Source organism: Streptomyces manipurensis (assembly GCF_049570255.1).
Taxonomy (GTDB): domain Bacteria; phylum Actinomycetota; class Actinomycetes; order Streptomycetales; family Streptomycetaceae; genus Streptomyces; species Streptomyces manipurensis.
Window position 1 is genome coordinate 5,643,995 of the sequence record NZ_CP186950.1, and the last position, 17,535, is coordinate 5,661,529.

The 17,535-nt window shown below is 73.3% G+C and carries 14 protein-coding genes; 6 read left to right on the forward strand and 8 right to left on the reverse strand.

Going from position 1 to position 17,535, the window contains the following annotated elements:
* Positions 1-3: 3 nt before the first annotated feature.
* Positions 4-3,891 (reverse strand): caspase, EACC1-associated type, encoded by a 3,888-nt coding sequence (locus ACPU2J_RS25950; protein WP_423834110.1) that lies wholly within the window; start codon positions 3,889-3,891, stop codon positions 4-6.
* A complete protein-coding gene (locus ACPU2J_RS25955; protein ID WP_423834111.1) occupies positions 3,888-4,307 on the reverse strand; it encodes an effector-associated constant component EACC1 in 420 nt (139 codons plus the stop codon). The genes ACPU2J_RS25950 and ACPU2J_RS25955 overlap by 4 nt, the downstream gene beginning before the upstream one ends.
* Before the next feature lie 274 nt (positions 4,308-4,581).
* Here ACPU2J_RS25955 and ACPU2J_RS25960 point away from each other — a divergent pair, with 274 nt between their 5' ends.
* The 3 genes from ACPU2J_RS25960 to ACPU2J_RS25970 all read left to right on the forward strand — a co-directional run bounded on the left by ACPU2J_RS25960 (position 4,582) and on the right by ACPU2J_RS25970 (position 7,931).
* Positions 4,582-5,607 carry a PucR family transcriptional regulator gene (locus ACPU2J_RS25960; RefSeq protein ID WP_423835008.1) on the forward strand — a complete coding sequence of 342 codons (1,026 nt, stop codon included), beginning with the start codon at positions 4,582-4,584 and terminating at the stop codon, positions 5,605-5,607.
* Positions 5,608-5,773: 166 nt separating this feature from the next.
* Positions 5,774-6,283: a TOBE domain-containing protein gene (locus ACPU2J_RS25965; protein WP_420079331.1), complete on the forward strand. Its 510-nt coding sequence runs from the start codon at positions 5,774-5,776 to the stop codon at positions 6,281-6,283.
* An 88-nt stretch (positions 6,284-6,371) separates the two neighbouring features.
* Positions 6,372-7,931 (forward strand): SPFH domain-containing protein, encoded by a 1,560-nt coding sequence (locus ACPU2J_RS25970; RefSeq protein WP_423834112.1) that lies wholly within the window; start codon positions 6,372-6,374, stop codon positions 7,929-7,931.
* Positions 7,932-8,014: 83 nt separating this feature from the next.
* On the opposite strand, the gene ACPU2J_RS25975 is transcribed toward ACPU2J_RS25970, so the two are convergent.
* On the reverse strand, positions 8,015-8,905 hold the full coding sequence (locus tag ACPU2J_RS25975) for a helix-turn-helix domain-containing protein (protein WP_423834113.1): 891 nt from the start codon (positions 8,903-8,905) through the stop codon (positions 8,015-8,017).
* A gap of 140 nt (positions 8,906-9,045) precedes the next feature.
* Here ACPU2J_RS25975 and ACPU2J_RS25980 point away from each other — a divergent pair, with 140 nt between their 5' ends.
* The gene (locus ACPU2J_RS25980; RefSeq protein ID WP_423834114.1) at positions 9,046-9,771 is read left to right on the forward strand and encodes an SDR family oxidoreductase; all 726 of its coding nucleotides are present in this window, start codon (positions 9,046-9,048) and stop codon (positions 9,769-9,771) included.
* Positions 9,768-10,247: a nuclear transport factor 2 family protein gene (locus tag ACPU2J_RS25985; protein ID WP_423834115.1), complete on the forward strand. Its 480-nt coding sequence runs from the start codon at positions 9,768-9,770 to the stop codon at positions 10,245-10,247. The genes ACPU2J_RS25980 and ACPU2J_RS25985 overlap by 4 nt, the downstream gene beginning before the upstream one ends.
* A 92-nt stretch (positions 10,248-10,339) precedes the next feature.
* Here ACPU2J_RS25985 and ACPU2J_RS25990 read toward each other — a convergent pair whose 3' ends face one another.
* A complete protein-coding gene (locus tag ACPU2J_RS25990; RefSeq protein WP_423834116.1) occupies positions 10,340-10,588 on the reverse strand; it encodes an MbtH family protein in 249 nt (82 codons plus the stop codon).
* A gap of 142 nt (positions 10,589-10,730) precedes the next feature.
* Entirely contained in the window at positions 10,731-11,186 is a 456-nt protein-coding gene (locus ACPU2J_RS25995; protein WP_371588650.1) for an Lrp/AsnC family transcriptional regulator, read from the reverse strand.
* 122 nt (positions 11,187-11,308) lie between these two features.
* Here ACPU2J_RS25995 and ACPU2J_RS26000 point away from each other — a divergent pair, with 122 nt between their 5' ends.
* Positions 11,309-12,310 (forward strand): asparaginase, encoded by a 1,002-nt coding sequence (locus tag ACPU2J_RS26000; protein ID WP_423834117.1) that lies wholly within the window; start codon positions 11,309-11,311, stop codon positions 12,308-12,310.
* 127 nt (positions 12,311-12,437) lie between these two features.
* Here ACPU2J_RS26000 and meaB read toward each other — a convergent pair whose 3' ends face one another.
* Genes meaB through mutA form a run of 3 tightly spaced genes read right to left on the reverse strand, consistent with a single transcriptional unit; the run spans position 12,438 to position 17,480 of the window.
* On the reverse strand, positions 12,438-13,421 hold the full coding sequence (gene meaB, locus ACPU2J_RS26005) for a methylmalonyl Co-A mutase-associated GTPase MeaB (protein WP_361589151.1): 984 nt from the start codon (positions 13,419-13,421) through the stop codon (positions 12,438-12,440).
* Between the two features lie 10 nt (positions 13,422-13,431).
* Complete coding sequence (gene scpA, locus ACPU2J_RS26010) at positions 13,432-15,618, reverse strand: methylmalonyl-CoA mutase (RefSeq protein ID WP_420079326.1); 2,187 nt, start codon at positions 15,616-15,618, stop codon at positions 13,432-13,434.
* Positions 15,615-17,480 (reverse strand): methylmalonyl-CoA mutase small subunit, encoded by a 1,866-nt coding sequence (gene mutA, locus ACPU2J_RS26015; protein ID WP_423834118.1) that lies wholly within the window; start codon positions 17,478-17,480, stop codon positions 15,615-15,617. Before mutA ends, scpA begins: the two co-directional genes overlap by 4 nt.
* Positions 17,481-17,535 lie beyond the last annotated feature (55 nt).

The following is a 17,535-nucleotide window of genomic DNA, read 5'->3' on the forward strand; positions in this document are numbered from 1 at the left end:
AGGTCAGGCGAAGAGCGGGTCCAGGAGGGCCGGGCCCGCTGCCACCCGCCAGGCCGGGAGGCGGACAGCTCGGGCCACCGGGGCGGGCTTTGCGCCACGGCCGCCGGACGGGAGACCGATCAGCAGGTCGCCGCGGGCGTGGGTGAGGCGCAGGTGGCGGGCCGGGTCCTGCCCGGGGGCGGGGCCCGTGTCGATGAGGACCGCCGTGTTCTCGCCGTTCACCGTGAACACCAGGTCCACGGTGTGGCCGCCGACCAACGCCGCGCGTTCCAGATCGCTGATGCCGAGGGTGCCGAGGTATTCCTGGAGCTGGTCGGCCAGTTCCTCCCGAATGCCGGGCCCGGGCGTCGGGCCGGCGTCGATGTCCTGGTCCGCCGGCGCTCCGCCGCCCAGCACCGTCGAGCGGGCCGCGAGCAGGGCCGGCAGGCCCGCCTGCCCCTGCCAGAAGCCTTGGCTCCCCACCGTGATCAGCTGCGACCTGGCCCGGGTGACCGCGACGTTCCAGAGGTTGACCTGACTCGCGACCCAGTGCGTGGTCTTCGGCGGGGTGTTGTCCGTGGCCACCGGGCTCAGGACCATGACGTCGCGCTGACCACCCTGGAAGGCGTGGACCGTGCCGACCCGGACCCGGGTCTCGCCGGCCCATGCCCGGGAGAGGGCCTCCCTCTGGGCGCGGAAGGGTGTCACCACGCCGACCGTGGCGTCCTCGGGCAGCCGTTCCAACAGCTCGTCCACCAGCTGTCGCACGCGGTCCGCCTCGGCCCGGTTGCGCCAGGACCGGCCGCCACTGCCGGCCGCCGACTCGCCGAACGGCACGTCCACCCAGCCGAGCACCGGAACCGCACCGGACGATCCCGCCGGATCGACCGGGGGGATCTGCCTGCGGACATCGGTGAGGACCTGCAACTGGCCCGCGTAGCAGTAGCCGTTCACCACGTCCGCGATCTGCGGATGGCACCGGTAGTGCTCGTCCAGCAGCAGTGCGGCCTCACCGTGCTGCGCCGCCGCGTGGTACGAGGCGTACACGTGGTGGGCCAGACGGTGGTCCTCCAGTTGCGCTGCGGTCAGGCCGGCCCGGATCCGGGCCTGCCGCTCCTGCTCCGGACTGATCCCGGGAATGTGCCCGAGCTGCATCGGGTCGCCGATGATCAGTGCCCTTTTCGCACGGAACAGCAGGGGCAGTACCGACGGGATCGAGCACTGGCTCGCCTCGTCGATCACCACGAGGTCGAAGAGCTTCGGGGCGAGCTCGAGCTGGCGCACCGAGTGCGTGCTGATGGCCCAGGCCTTCAGATGTGCCATCAGATTGCGCTGGCTCTTCTGGACCCCCGAGCGCCTGCGCAGTGTCTGGAGCCGCTGGTTCATCAGCGACCGCCCCCGCGCCACGGCCTCGGCGACCACGGACCGCGCAAGCTCCTTCGACACGGCGGAGGACGCGTCGGAGCTTTCCAGCCGGGCCCGCTTCAGCGCCTCCTCGTCCCAGGCCAGATGGGCGGGTACGAGCTCCCGCAGGTCCCGCTCCACCGCCACGGCCTCCGCGACTCCGAGCAGCAGCTCGGGCGGGACGTGGCGCTCCGAGGACCAGGCCGGCCACGAAGCCCCGGACCCGTCGTTGCCGGACGCAGCCATGAAGGCCCTGAGGGCGCGTCCCCGGCGCCACCCGCCGAGTGTCAGCCATCCGGCACCGGCAGCCCTTCGCGCGCGCTCCTCCCAGCGGGCGAGCGCAGCCCGTTCCTGCGCGGACCAGGCACTTTCCAGCAGGCGTACGGGGAGCGCGAGAGCGTCCGCCCGCCGGGCCCGCTCCCGGACCAGTTCCAGCAGGCGAGCCTCCTCGCCGATCCGCCCCGCCGCCTCCGTCCGGAGAGCGGCCGCACGCGCGTGGCGGTTGCGCAGCTCACCGGCCACGGTCGCGGACCCCCGGGGCGGTGACTCGACCGGTTCGGCCAGCAGCGCGGCCAGCTTCTCGGCCTCCCGTTCCCGGGCTTCCACGTTCCCGGTCCGCATGAGCAGGCCGGGCGAGATCTCGTCGCACCGCTCGGCCACCACGTTGACGGCCTCGTTGTTCGTCGAGGCGACGAGAACGGACTGGCCGGCGGCGACGGCGGTCGTCACCACAGCCGTCACCACCTCGCTCTTGCCGGTACCGGGCGGGCCGGTCGCGACGGTCAGCCGGCGGGTCATCGCCGAGGAGATCACCTGCTCCTGGCTCTCGTTGCACGGGCCGGGGGCCACGACCGTCACGGCCGTCGCGTCATGATCCGTCCCGGCGCGACGGTCGTCGCCGGCGAGAAGTGCCTCCAGCGCGGTGCCGGCGATCTGGCCGACGCGCGTGGACATCTGGAGCAGGTTGTCGACCAGCCCCTCGGTCGCGACCCGCTCCATTCCGGAAGGCGCCAGCAACACGGCGGCGTTGTGGGCACCCGGTCGCAGCGAGTCCATCACCGACCGCTCGCTGAGCGAGGCGAGGTCGAGGGGTTCCAGCTCCGGAACGCCCAGCTCGGTCAGGAGCTCGCGCACCGCCTTGACCATCTGGGTGCCGTTGCCCTCCTGCCAGCTCGGCTGCCAGTGGGCCAGCAGTTCGGCGGCTTCGTCGTCGGACAGCAGCTCGGTGATCACCCCGGAGTGCAGGGACGGTACCCCGCTCGGTCGCAGCAGATCGCGGCCGCCCTCGTCCGGGGCGAGCTCCATCGGCTGGACCAGCAGCGGCGCGATCCGGACCGCCGCCCGCCTGCGGCCGTCCCCGCCGCGCTCGGGAAGGGTGATCGCGGGATAGCCGTACCAGTACTCCTGGAGCCCGGCCCCGTCGGCCTGCCCGCCCGTGCTCCTCGGCTTGGGCAACTGCCCCGGGGCGGGGAAGGAGTGTTCGAGCCCGGACTGGATGGACTCCGGGCCCTGGCCCAGGAGGAAGTACGCGGAGCCCCGGCCGCTGTCGCGGTCGGGCAGCATTCCGGTCGCCGCCTGGGCGCCGAGACAGTGCGCGTAGTACCGCAGCAGCCGCTGAGGATCGACGCCGTTCCCGGCGTCCTCGGACACCAGCCGACGTGCCTTCAGCAGTGCGGGAGAGACCCCGCCCCGGGTGTCGGCCCGGGCGGCATCGCGCGGCGCGTCGGGAAGGCGTACCGGGCGGGCTACCGAGCGGGCGAAGGGAAGCGAACGGGTCGCCCGGATCGTGGACTTGGTCGGTCGCTGCTCCTCGGGAACACCCTTGATCACCATTTGTGCGGTCAGGTACTCGAAGAGGTCGTCCGGGGTGATCCAGCCGCCTTCCTTGATCCGCCCGCTCCTCAGGCCCTCCACGATCTCCCCGGTGAACCGGGAAGTGCCGAGGGAGGAGCCTTCCGGAGCCATGGCGGACGCGGCCTGGAGGGCGTCGGAAGCGGTGATGAAGTACACGCCGCCAGGGCGGAGCAGCGTACTGGGCGCGGGCGGCGCAGCGGTGTCCGCACCCCCCTTGGCCGTCCAGCCCTGGACGACGGACCCGCTGGAACAGCAGTCCAGCAGGACCAGTTTGGACGAAGCCCGGCAGGACTGCAGCATCCGCTCCAGGAACTCGGCGGGGACCGCCGTGCCCGGCAGGTCGTCCGGATCCGCGTCCCGGGTCAGGAAGTACAACTGCCCGTCGGCCTCGCAGAACTGGCCGTGGCCGCTGAAGTAGAGCAGCGCCGTCTCACTGGACTGCCGCTCCTCCAGGAACTGCTCGACGGCGTACAGCATTTCGGCACGAGTGGGTTCGGCGACCATCGCGCAGTCGTTGTACATGCCGATCTCGGTGCTCTCCAGCACGGCCCGCATGTAGTGCAGGTCGGCCCGGACGGGCGGCAGATCGTGGTAGCGGTCGCTGTCGTACGTGGATACGCCGATGAGCATGGCGTACCGGTCGTTGTCGCTCACGGCGCGTCCGGCCCCGCCTCGCCGCCGTCCTCCTGTCCGGTCCCGGCCGCATCCGCGCCGGCGAGGAACCGGGCGATCAGCTCGCTGTCGGCCCGCGCCTCCTTGCCGGACACGCTGAGCGTCGCCCCGTCCGCCCGGGTGATGACGATGGTCCGCTGAGGTACCCGGGCCAGCCAGACCTGAATGCTCGCCGCGACGAGCGAGCCGCCGCTGAAGACCAGCCCGAGCAGGTCGGTGACCGGGCCACCCTTGAGGCTCTCGTCGGTGAGACGCGGGCGCGGGACGTCGAGCGCGGCCCGGGGGTCGGCGTCGGTGAGGGCGGCGAGCAGCTCGCGCGCCTCGCGCCGGGCGCGCAGCGGGTCCTCGTCGACGATGGCGATGCGATGGCCGACGGCCGGGCCGGTGGTGCTGCTCACGATCTTCGTTCCCCCTGGATCTTCCCTGTGCTGTCGACACACGGACGAGGGAGCGTATCGAAGATCATTGGCAGTGAGATCAGCAGTTGCCGGAAATGTGCTGGTTGTTGGCGTGAAGCAGTAGGTCGCCGCTCTCAGCTGCGGACTTCCCACCCCGTACCGGGTTCGGCCGCACCGGGAGGTCCCGTGTCACCCTGGAGTCCTGTCGACGAAGGGGGAGCGGACGGTGCCTGACCTGCCGGGGGGCGAGGGGTTCGTGGCGGGGTACCGGCTGATGCTGGCCGAGGCGTGTGCCACCGGGCGGCGGCTCACGCGGGAGGAGCTGGAGGCGCGCCGGCGGGAGGGGGAGCGGGCCGCCGGGGCCGGGGTCGGGCTGCGGCTGCTGATACGGGCCCATCTCGCCGCGGCGCACGAGGCGCAGCAGCAGGAGCCGCCCGCCGTGGCGGTGGGGATGTTCGCCGTCGCGGAGCAGGCGGTGGACGCCTTCGTCGAGGGATACGAGCGGGCGCAGAGCAACGCCGTGCGCCAGGAGGTGGCGGCGCGGCGGGAGTTCGTGGACGACCTGCTGTACGGGCGCAGTGATCCGGGCAAGCTGGCGGAGCGGGCGACGCGCTTCGGGCTGCGGCTGTCGCAGGCGCACGCGGTGGCCGTGGCCGAGGGGCGGGAGCCGTACGGGGACGGGTATCCCGTCGCGCGGGGCATCGAGGAAGCGGTGCTCGCCCGGTTCGGGAACCGGAACGTCCTGGTGGCCACCAAGGACGGCCGGCTGATCTGCGTGGCCCCCGGGGACCAGCCGGAGGTGCTGACCTACTTCGCGAAGCAGGCGTACGCGGCGACCGGGGGCGGCCGGGCCGGCATCGGCCGGCCGCAGCCGGGGCCGGGCGGGGTGGTCCATTCGTACGAGGAGGCGCTGGGCGTCCTCGAACTCGCGGAGCGGATCGATCTGGACGGGCCCGTGCTGCACGCGGCGGACCTGCTGGTCTATCCGGTGCTGACCCGCGACCGGCAGGCGATGGAGGACCTGGTGGAGAGCACGCTCGGCCCGCTGCGCCAGGCGCGCGGCGGGGCGGGGCCGCTGCTCGACACCCTCCACGCCTATTTCGAGACCGGCTGCGTGGCGACGGAGGCGGCCCGGCTGCTGTCGCTCAGCGTGCGGGCGCTGACGTACCGCCTCCGCCGCATCCACGTCCTCACCCGGCACGATCCGGCCGATCCGCGGCACCGCTACACCCTGCAGACCGCGGCGATCGGGGCCCGGCTCATCGGCTGGCCCGCGGGCCCGGCCCGGTCCGCCGACTGAGGTGTGTTCGAGGGGCCGGGCCGGCCGCCGAGGCCTCCGGCGGCTCGTGACGGGGTGCGTTAAAGACGCGTAGAGATTGCCGACGGCAGGCAATGTGCGCGCAGGTGTCCCCGGGGCAGTCTGTCGGTGTCCGGCGGAAACGGTGGCCAGACGGGGGAGGTGTCCGATGGGCTGGTTTCTGGGGCTCGGCATCGGGGGGATCGTGGCGCTGGCCACGGCGCTGGTGTTCGACGGGGTGCTGGAGGGGGTGTTCGACGGCGCTCTGGGCGGACTGTTCGACGGGTGGCTGTCGCTTCCGGTGGTCGCGGGCTTCGTATCGATGCTCGGTTTCACGGGGGCGATCGTGCTCGGGTCCACGGGACTCGGGCCGGGGGCGGCGGCCACCGCGGGGGTGCTGGCCGGAGCCGGGGCGGGCTGGGCGACGTACCGCCTGGGGCGGGGGCTGCTCCGTGACGTCAGCGGCCTCGCCCCGCAGCGGGCGGACCTGGTCGGGGTCGCCGGACGCGTGGTCACCGCGATCCCGCTCGGCGGCTACGGGGAGGTCCTGCTGTCGCTGGCGGGACAGCCCGTGAAGTACGCCGCGACGGCCGACGCCCCGGTGGAGCGCGGCGCCGAGATCTGGGTGACGGCGACCCCGTCGGACACCTCGGTCGTCGTCCGCGCCATCGAGCGCTGACGCACCGTTCGTTTCGTTTCGTTCTGCTGCGTTCTGTTCCACGTACATCACCGAACCGCCCCTTCGGGGAGGCAAGGGGGAAATCGTCATGAGTCCAGTCGCCGTCGCAGCCATCGGGGTCGTCGTACTCCTGGTGCTGCTGGCCCTCGTCGTCGTCACCCGGTACAAGGTGGCCGGCCCTTGCGAGGCCTTCATCATCACGGGCCGCCGGGGCAAGCAGTCCACCGATCCGGACACCGGGCAGGTGTTCACCGACAACAGTGGCCAGAAGGTCGTGGTCGGCGGCGGCGTGTTCGTCGTCCCGTTCGTCCAGCAGCGCTACAGCCTGGACCTGTCCAGCCGGCACATCCCCGTCGCGGTGCGGGGCGCGGTCACCCTGCGCGGCATCAAGGCGAACCTCGAAGGCGTGGCCATCGTCAAGGTGGGCGGGACCGAGGACGCCATCCGGGCCGCCGCCCAGCGATTCCTGAGGCAGCAGGACGGGATCGTCGGCTTCACCCAGGAGGTGCTGTCCGGCGCGCTGCGGGCGATCGTCGGCCGGATGTCGGTGGAGGACGTCATCCGCGACCGGGCGGCGTTCGCCGGGCAGGTCGCGGAGGAGGCGGAGGCCAGCCTGTCCGGGCAGGGCCTGGTCCTGGACGCCTTCCAGATCCAGGACATCACCACCGAGGGCTCGTACCTGGAGGACCTGGGCCGCCCCGAGGCGGCCCGGGCCCGCCAGGAGGCCGACATCGCGGAGGCCAACGCCCGGCGGGCCGCGGAGCAGGCCCGCCTCAAGGCGGAGGAGGAGATCGCGCTCGCGCAGCGCACGCTCTACCTGCGCCAGGCGGAGATCAAGGCCGAGACCGACGCGGCCGCCGCGCGGGCGAGTGCGGCGGGCCCGCTCGCCGACGCCGACCGGCAGCAGCAGATCCTCACGGAGCAGGAGAAGGTGGCCGAGCGGCAGGCGGCACTGACCGACCGTCAGCTCGACACGGAGGTGCGCAAGCCCGCCGATGCCCGGCGGTACGAGGCCGAGCAGCAGGCGGAGGCCCAGCGCATCGCCCGGGTCAAGCAGGCGGAGGGCGAGCGGCTGGCCGGGATCGCGGCCGCCGAGGCGGAGGCGGAGCGGGCCCGGCTGACCGGTGAGGGCGAGAAGCAGCGCCGTCAGGCGCTGGCGGAGGCGGAGGCCATCGAGGGCGCGAAGCGCGGCGAGGCCGAGCGGGCGCGCCGTGCGGCCATCGCCGAGGCCGTGCGCCTGGAGGGTGACGCCGAGGCCGCGGCGATCGCCGCCAAGGGCGCGGCGGAGGCCGACGCGATGCGGAAGAGGGCCGACGCCTTCGAGAAGTACGGGGACGCGGCCATGCTCCAGATGGTGGTGGAGGCCCTGCCGCAGGTCGTCGCCAAGGCCGCCGAACCGCTGGGCGCGATCGACAAGATGACCGTCATCTCCACGGACGGCGCCTCCCGGATCTCCCGCACGGTCACCGACAACGTGGCGCAGGGGATGGAGCTGCTGGGATCGGCCACCGGGATCGACCTCGGCGCGATGCTGCGCGGCCTGGCGGCGGACCGGGTCGGCACGGCGGGTGCGGCGGCCCCGGCCCCGGTCTCGACTCCGGTCTCGGCCGCGGCACCGGTGAACGGGGCGATCCCCGTCACGGACTGACCGTCACTGACCGGCGGTCGCGGACCGGCGGTCACGGACTCACCGCCGCGGACGCGGCCGCGTACCGGAGACGGGGGCCGCCCCTACGGCCCGGTGCGGGAAGGACCCGTACCGGGCCGGCTCGCGCGGCTCCCGGGGCCTTCCCCGTGTGCCCCGAGGAGGGCGAGGGCCTCGGCGGTGGCCGTGCCGGGGGCGGGCTGGTAGACGACGAGCTGCTGGCCCGGGGCGGCCCGTACGTCGAAGGACTGGTAGGTGAGGGTCAGGGGGCCGACGGCCGGGTGGTGGAGGTGTTTGGCGCCCTGGGTCTTGGCCAGGACGTCGTGGGTGGTCCACAGGCGGGCGAAGTCGGGGCTCCGGGCCGTGAGGGTACGGACGACCTCGCGCAGGCGCGCGTTGTCGGGGGCGGTGCCGGAGGCCTCGCGGAGGTGGCCCGCGGTGGCCCGGGAGGTGGCGGCCCAGTGCGTGTGGAAGCCGCGGGCTGCCGGATCGAGGAAGACCATGCGGGCCAGGTTGTCGGCCGGGGAGAACGGCGCGTGCAGGGCCCGGGCACGGTCGTTGGCCGCCAGGACGTCCAGGGCGGCGTTGACGACGAACGCCGGTGAGCCGGGGAAGCCGTCGAGGAGCCGGCGCAGGGCCGGGTCGACGGTGTCGGTGGCCGGGCGGTCGGCCGGCGGGGAGCCGGCCAGGCGGTGCAGGTGGGCGTGGGCGTCGGGGCGCAGCCGCAGGGCGTGCGCGAGCGCGTCGAGGACCTGTGGGGAAGGGTGGCGCTCACGGCCCTGTTCCAGGCGGGCGTAGTAGTCCACGTTGACGTCGGCCAGGACGGCGACCTCCTCGCGGCGCAGGCCGGCGACCCTGCGCACGCCGTGACTCGCCATGCCGACGTCCTGCGGGCGCAGTGCGGCCCTGCGCGCGTGGAGGAATTCTCCGAGGGCCCGGTCCGTCGGGTTCGGGGCCGGGGTCGTGGTCCTGGTCATGGCCACAGGCTAGGGCGCGGGGGCGGGCCGTGCCTGGGTGTGTCGCACCCGGGCAACTCGCTGCCTGGTCCGCCGTCCTCGCCGCGCGAAGACTTGGCCGGGCAGGACGGACCTGCACCCATGGCGGAGAGGACGGGCACATGACCAAGGTCGTGGCGATCACCGGAGCGAGCAGCGGGATCGGGGAGGCGACGGCCCGTCGGCTCGCCGCCGACGGGCACGCGCTGATACTCGGGGCACGGCGCGTGGAGCGGTTGGCGGCACTGGGCCGGGAGATCGAAGCAGCCGGCGGGACCGTGGCGTTCCGGCGGCTGGACGTCACCGACGCCGAGGACGTACGGGAGTTCGTGGCCGCGGCGGGCGAGCGCTACGGGCGGGTGGACGTGCTGGTCAACAACGCCGGTGTGATGCCGTTGTCCTCGCTGGCCGCGCTGGAGGCCGGGGAGTGGGACCGGATGATCGACGTGAACGTGCGGGGTGTGCTGCACGGGATCGCCGCCGCCCTGCCCGTGATGCGGGCCCGGGGCTCCGGGCACATCGTGAACATCGCCTCCGTCGGGGCGCACGAGGTCTCGCCCACCGCGGCCGTGTACTGCGCCACCAAGTTCGCGGTCCGGGCGATCTCGGAGGGGTTGCGGCAGGAGTCCGGAGGCGTCGTCCGGGTCACCCTGGTCTCCCCGGGAGTGACGGAGTCCGAACTCGCCGACGGCATCTCCGATCCCGCCGCCCGGGAGGCGATGCGGGCCTACCGGGCCGTGGCGCTGCCGGCCTCCGCCGTCGCCGGGGCCGTCGCGTACGCCGTCTCCCAGCCGGCGGAGGTCGACGTCAACGAGATCGTCGTCCGTCCCGCGGCGAGCGCGCAGTGAGCGCCGCCGATCCGGTGGGCCTCGAACGGCGGTTGCGGGTCCTGGAGGACAAGGAGGCGCTGCGCGGCCTGCTGATGCGCGGGTGGCGGGCGCTGGACCACAAGGACTGGGCCGCCTGGAGCGCATGCTGGGCGCAGGACGCGGTGCTGGACTTCGGCCCGTGGGGGGTGACGTACGGGAGGGAGGCGATCCGGGAGACGGTGGAGCGGGCGGAGGAGTCCTTCGGGCGCATGCAGCACCACCTCCTCAACGCGCACTTCGAGGTGGACGGGGACCGGGCGTCCGGCATCGGCTACATGTGGTTCGTCGCGGTCTCCGGCGACGGTGGGGACGGGGCCCCGTACGTGCTGGGAGGCCCGTACGACTGGGAGTTCCGCAGGGGTGCGGACGGGCGCTGGCTGCTGGTCCGGCAGCGGCTCGGGGTGTGGTGGTCGGACGGTGACGGCGCCGGAGCGCCGGAGGCCTTCCGCCGCTAGACCGGGCCGGGCCGCCGGAAGCGGTGCGGGAGCGGGAGCGGAACACGAGCGGGCCGCCCGGCCTCGGCCGGGCGGCCCGCTCACCTCCGTGCTCAGGTCGCGGCGGCGGAGAACCGTTCGGCGGCCGCGGCCGTGCGCGGGCGCGGCGGCTGCAGTTCGGTCCAGTGGGCCTCGACGTGCTCCAGGCACAGCCGGCGGCTCTCCTCGCCGAAGATGATCCGCCAGCCGGCGGGCACCTCGGCGAGGGACGGCCACAGGGAGTGCTGCCCCTCCTCGTTCAGCAGGACGTAGAACCGGTCGTCGCCGTCGCCGCCACCCTGCTCCGGCGGGTTGCTGCTCATGGATGTCCTCCCCGTCAAGCCGTCCACCGGCGCCCCAGCGGTCCTGTGCGTGGAACGGCACCCCGCCACCCTGCACCGGATTTTTGATGTCCTGGACCGGCTTCGCGGTTGCGGTCTACCTCCGCCCGCCGTCCGCCGCGTGTCAGAGGTCCACCGGGAGGCCCGTCGGTTCCTTGATCCGCTTCATGATGATCTGCGAGTTGACCTCCGTGATGCCGGAGAGGGCCGTCAGCTTCTCGATCCACAGCCGCTCGTACGCCCGCAGGTCCGCGACGGCGATCCGCAGCAGGCAGCCGGGGCTGCCGAAGAGCCGGTACGCCTCGATGACGTCGGGGATGTCCTGGAGGGCTGCCTCGAACGCCTCGACCGCCGCGCGGTCGCGCCGCACCTCCACCGACACGAGCACCTCGAAGCCACGCTCGACGGCCTCGGGCGAGATCACGGCCCGGTAGCCCTGGATGACCCCGTCCTGTTCGAGCTGGCGCACCCGGCGCATGCAGGGGGAGGGGGTCAGTCCCACCCGCTGCGCGAGCTCCTGGTTGCTCAGCCGCCCGTCGGCCTGAAGCTCGCGCAAGATATCGCGGTCGATCGCATCCATGGCGCAATTATCACCCAAGCCTTCTGGGCCATCTCGGCGGAAGACGCAAGCATATTGCGTGTAGATCGCTCTATCATTGCTGCTTTGAGTACATATGTGCGAGTGAAGGGTGGCCAGGCAGCATGGGACGGATCGTCGTCATCAGCACCGGCGGCACGATAGCCAGCCGCTGGCAGGGCTCCGGCTTCGCGGCGGACGCCGACGGGAACGAGGTCATCGCCACGGCGCCGCTGCCCGAGGGCGTCACCGTGGAGGTGGTGGACCTGTTCAGCGTGAACAGCCCCCGCCTCACCACCGCGCACCAGCTCACCCTGCTGCGCACCGTGCACGAGGTGCTCGCCGACCCCGGAGTCGACGGCATCGTCATCACCCACGGCACCGACACCCTGGAGGAGTCCGCCTTCCTCCTCGACCTGCACCACCGCGACCCCCGCCCGGTCGTCCTCACCGGCTCCCAGCTGCCCATGGGCACCGCCGACGGCGACGGCCCCGGCAACCTGTACGACGCGCTGCTCACCGCCGCCACCACCCGCGGGCTCGGCGTGCTGATCGCCTTCGCGGGACGCGTCCACGCCGCCCGCGGCACCGTCAAGACGCAGGCCGTGGCCCTGGACGCGTTCGCCGACCCCTCCAGGGAACTGCTCGGCAAGGTCGGCTTCGGCAAGGTCACCGTCCTGCGCACCCCGCAGCGCCCCCTGCCGCTCCCGCTCCCCGCGATGCCCGAAGTCCCGCCCCGCGTCGACGTGGTGGTCCACCACGCGGACGGCGACCCCGTCCTGCTGAACGCGGCCGTCGAGGCCGGCGCCCGCGGCATCGTGCTCGTCGGGACCGGCGCGGGCAACGCCACCCCGGAGATCGTCGACGCCGTCCGGGCCGCCGTCGCCCGCGGGGTGCTGGTCGCCCTGACCACCCGGGTCATGGCCGGCCCGGTCACCGAGATCTACACGCACGGGGGAGCGGTGGACCTCGTCGCGGCGGGCGCCGTCCCCACCGGCACGCTGCGCGCCGGACAGGCCCGCATCGCGGTCCTCTCCGTGCTCCTGGCCACCGAGAACACCGTGGAGCGGGTCCGTCTGCTGCGTGAGGCCCTCACCCCGACCGGGTCGGTCCTCGTCGAGGCGTAACGGCGGCCGCGGAACCGCACGCACGCGCCCCCGGCCCCGCACGCACGCGCCCCCGGCTCCGGACGGGCAAGGTCCGGGGGCCGGGGGCGCGAAGGCGAGGCGGCGCGGTGCGGCGCGGGCTCCGGGCTCAGGCGCCGCCGAACGCCGACAGGATGCGGTCCGCCGCGGACGTCGGGGTGACCGAACCCGCCCGGACCGCCGCCTCCAGCCCGGGCGCGAGCTCCCGTACGGCCGGGTCGGCCCGCAGCCGCTCCAGCAGTTCGTCGCGGACCATCGACCAGGTCCACTCCACCTGCTGCGCCGCGCGCTTCGCCGCCAGCCGGCCCCCCGCCTCCAGCAGGGTGCGGTGCTGCTCCAGACGGTTCCACACCTCGTCCAGGCCGGTCGACTCCCGGGCGCTGCAGGTCAGCACGGGCGGGGTCCAGGCCGCGTCCACCGGGTGCATCAGCCGCAGCGCGCCGGACAGTTCCCTGGCCGCGGCCTTCGCGTCGCGCTCGTGCGGGCCGTCCGCCTTGTTCACCGCCAGTACGTCGGCCAGCTCCAGGACGCCCTTCTTGATGCCCTGCAGCTGGTCGCCCGTACGGGCCAGGGACAGCAGCAGGAAGGAGTCCACCATCCCCGCCACCGTGGTCTCCGACTGGCCCACGCCGACCGTCTCGACGAGGACCACGTCGTAGCCCGCCGCCTCCATCACGATCATCGACTCGCGGGTGGCCTTGGCGACCCCGCCCAGCGTGCCCGCCGACGGCGACGGCCGCACGAACGCCGCCGGATCCACCGACAGGCGTTCCATCCGGGTCTTGTCGCCCAGGATGGAGCCGCCCGTGCGCGTCGAGGACGGGTCCACGGCGAGCACCGCGACCCGGTGGCCGAGCCCCGTCAGCATCGTGCCGAAGGCGTCGATGAAGGTGGACTTGCCCACCCCGGGCACCCCGCTGATACCGATCCGCCGGGCCCGCCCCGCGTGCGGCAGCAGTTCCGTCAACAGGCTCTGCGCGAGAGCCCGGTGCGCGGGCAGGGTGGACTCGACGAGGGTGATGGCACGCGCGATGAACGCGCGCTTCCCGTCGAGCACCCCCTTCGCGTACGCCTCGATGTCGATCTTCGGCACCGGCGCCCGCCTACAGCTCGTGGCCCAGGTCCGCGGCGAGCCGCGTCACCAGGTCGTGGGCCGCGTCCGGGATGACCGTTCCGGGCGGGAACACCGCGGTGGCGCCCATCTCCAGCAGCGTCGGGACATCGGCCGGCGGGATCACCCCGCCCACGACGATCATGATGTCCTCGCGGCCCTCCTCCGCGAGCTGCTCGCGCAGCGCCGGGACGAGGGTCAGGTGGCCGGCCGCCAGCGACGACACGCCCACCACGTGGACGTCCGCCTCGACGGCCTGGCGGGCCACCTCCGCCGGGGTCTGGAACAGCGGGCCGACGTCCACGTCGAATCCCAGGTCGGCGAAGGCCGTCGCGATCACCTTCTGGCCGCGGTCGTGCCCGTCCTGGCCCATCTTGGCGACCAGGATGCGCGGACGCCGTCCCTCCGCCTCCTCGAACCGGTCCACCAGCGCACGGGTGCGCTCCACCGACGGGGACTCGCCCGCTTCGTTTCGGTACACGCCCGCGATCGTACGGATCTGGCTCGCGTGCCGCCCGTACACCTTCTCCAGTGCGTCCGAGATCTCACCCACGGTCGCCTTGGCGCGCGCCGCGTCCACCGCCAGGGCGAGCAGATTGCCCTCCCCGCGCTCGGCGGCGTTCGTCAGCGCCCGCAGGGTGTCCTGGGTGACCGCCTCGTCGCGCTCCTCGCGCAGCCGCCGCAGCTTGGCGATCTGCTGGGCGCGCACCGAGGAGTTGTCGACCTTGAGGACGTCGATCGCCTCGTCGTTCTCCACGCGGTACTTGTTCACGCCGATCACCGGCTGGCGGCCCGAGTCGATGCGGGCCTGCGTCCGGGCCGCGGCCTCCTCCACGCGCAGCTTCGGGATGCCCGCGTCGATGGCCTGCGCCATGCCGCCGGCCGCCTCGACCTCCTCGATGTGCTGCCAGGCCCGCCGCGCCAGGTCGTACGTCAGCTTCTCCACGTACGCGCTGCCGCCCCACGGGTCGATGGACCGGCAGGTCCCCGACTCCTGCTGCAGCAGCAGCTGGGTGTTGCGGGCGATGCGCGCCGAGAAGTCCGTCGGCAGCGCGAGCGCCTCGTCGAGGGCGTTGGTGTGCAGCGACTGGGTGTGGCCCTGGGTCGCCGCCATCGCCTCGATGCAGGTGCGCGTCACGTTGTTGAAGACGTCCTGCGCGGTCAGCGACCAACCCGAGGTCTGCGAATGCGTGCGCAGCGAAAGCGACTTGGCGTTCTTCGGGTCGAACTGCTTCACCAGCTTCGCCCACAGCAGGCGCGCCGCGCGCAGCTTCGCGACCTCCATGAAGAAGTTCATGCCGATGGCCCAGAAGAACGACAGGCGCGGCGCGAACGCGTCCACGTCCAGCCCCACCGCCTGCCCGGCCCGCAGGTACTCCACACCGTCCGCGAGGGTGTACGCCAGCTCCAGGTCGGCCGTGGCACCGGCCTCCTGGATGTGGTAGCCGGAGATGGAGATCGAGTTGTACCGCGGCATCTTCTGCGAGGTGAACGCGAAGATGTCGGAGATGATCCGCATCGAGGGCTTGGGCGGGTAGATGTAGGTGTTGCGGACCATGAACTCCTTGAGGATGTCGTTCTGGATGGTCCCGGCGAGCTTGTCGGGGGAGACGCCCTGCTCCTCCGCCGCCACGATGTAGAGCGCGAGGACGGGCAGCACCGCGCCGTTCATCGTCATCGACACCGACATCCTGTCCAGCGGGATCCCGTCGAACAGCTGGCGCATGTCGTAGATCGAGTCGATCGCCACGCCCGCCATGCCGACGTCACCGGTCACGCGCGGGTGGTCGCTGTCGTAGCCGCGGTGCGTGGGCAGGTCGAAGGCCACCGACAGGCCCTTCTGGCCGGACGCCAGGTTGCGCCGGTAGAAGGCGTTCGACTCCTCGGCCGTGGAGAAGCCGGCGTACTGCCGGATCGTCCAGGGCTGGTTGACGTACATCGTCGGGTACGGGCCGCGCAGGTAGGGGGCCACTCCCGGGTACGTGCGCAGGAAGTCCAGGCCCTCCAGGTCCCGCCCGGTGTAGAGCGGCTTGACGCCGATGCCCTCGGGCGTCTCCCACAGCAGGTCGGCGGCCGCGGTGCCGGTGGACTCCTTCACCGAGGACCGCCACTGCTCCTCGGAGACCGGTGCGGCGACGGAGGGGCCGAGCGCCAGCTCGGAAAAATCGGGGATGCTCATGCGGGCACTCCCATCCGGTCGAGTACGGAGGACAGCACGGCGACGGCGTCACAGCCGGCGAAGACGTACTCGTCCACGGAAGCCTCTGCGGTGCCCGGCCGTCCGGCGAGGAAGACCGTCGTGGCACCCGCGGCGCGCAGCGCCCCAGCCACTGCCTCGGCCTGCTCCTCGTACAGCGCGTCGCTGGAGCAGAGCACGGCCATGCCGTCCGCCCCGCTCGCGGCGTAGGCGGCGCCGGCCGTGGCGGCGTCCACGGACACCGGGTCGTGCACGGATTCCACGCCGCCCGCCTGGAAGAGGTTCGAGGCGAAGGTGGCCCGGGCGGTGTGCGCGGCCGCCGGTCCCAGCGCGGCGAGGAAGATCCGCGGGCGGGCGCCCGTCGCCGCCAGGTGCGCGTCGCTGCGGGCGCGCAGGGCCTCGTAGGCCTCGTCGCGCCGTACGCGGGGGAGCCCGCCGGTGGGCGCCGCGGGCGCCGGCTCGCGGACGACCGGCTTCTCCGAGAGCAGCGGGAACTCGCTCACGCCGGTGATCGGTTCGCGGCGCTTGGCCAGCTTCCGGGAACGCTCCGCCCAGGTGGCGGCGAGCCGTTCGGCGACCAGCCCGGAGCGCAGCGCGGCGGCCATGCCGCCGGCCTTCTCCACCGTACGGAAGAACTCCCACGCGGCGTGGGCCAGTTCGTCGGTGAGGCGCTCGACGTAGTACGAGCCGCCGGCCGGGTCGATCACCCGGGCCAGGTGCGACTCCTCCAGCAGGATGGTGGAGGTGTTGCGGGCGATGCGGCGCGCGAACGGGTCCGGCAGGCCCAGCTCGTTGTCGAAGGGGAGCACGGTGACCGAGTCGGCGCCGGCGACACCCGCGGCCATGCAGGCCACCGTGGTGCGCAGCATGTTCACCCACGGGTCGCGGCGGGTCATCATCACCGGCGAGGTGACGGCGTGCTGGAGCTGCGCGCCGGCCTCCGGGGCCCCCGAGGCCTCGGCGATCCGCGCCCACAGCCTGCGCGCCGCGCGGAACTTGGCGATGGTGAGGAACTGGTCCGCGGTGGCCGCGTACCGGAATTCGATCTGGCCGAGCGCGGCTGCGACGCCCAGCCCACCTGCGGAGAGGGCGCGCAGGTAGGCGACTCCGGTGGCCAGCGAGAGCCCCAGCTCCTCGGCCGCGCTGCCGCCGGCCTCGTGGTACGGCAGGGCGTCCACGGTCAGGGCGCGCACCCCGGGGAGGCCGGCGGCGGCCTCCCGGGCCAGCTCCACGGCGGCGTCCTGGTCCAGCGGCTGCCCGGTACGGGCCTCGTGCCCGAGGGGGTCGGCGCCCAGGGAGGCCCGCACGGCCTCCGGAGCCACCGAGCGCTCGGCGTACAGGTCCAGCAACGCGCGGGCGGCCCCGGCGTATTGGGCGCCGGCGTCCAGGGCGACGGGGGCGAGGTCCAGGTAGACCCCGTCCAGGGCGCGGGCGAGGCCGTCGAGGGGGATGCCGCCCTCGCCCACGGTGAGCCAGAGGGAGGTGACGCCGTTCTCGAGGTCGGCGAGCGCCGCCTCGTTCGCGCGCTGCGGGTCGGTGCCCGTGAGGCGCTGGCGCACGTCCCAGCCGGTCGCGGTGGTGCCCTCGGGCCGTCCTCCGCGGACGAAGGGGGCGGATCCGGGGAAACCGGTGTCGGGTGCCGTCCGGTCGGACGGCGCGGTGTACAGCGGGCGGGTGGTGAGCCCGTCCTCGAGTCGGGTGGACAGCGCATCTTCTGCGGCCTCGCCGGATGCTTCCTTGCCCGACTTGCGCAGTACGCCTTCTACAAGGCGCTGCCACTGCTCATGTGTCGCGTCAGGGAACTCGGCGGCCAGGGAGAGCCCGTCGTCAGGCAGGACCGTCATGGCTCGAATGCTAGGGGGGCCGCTCAGCGGTGCACCATACCGTCCGGTGTGATCT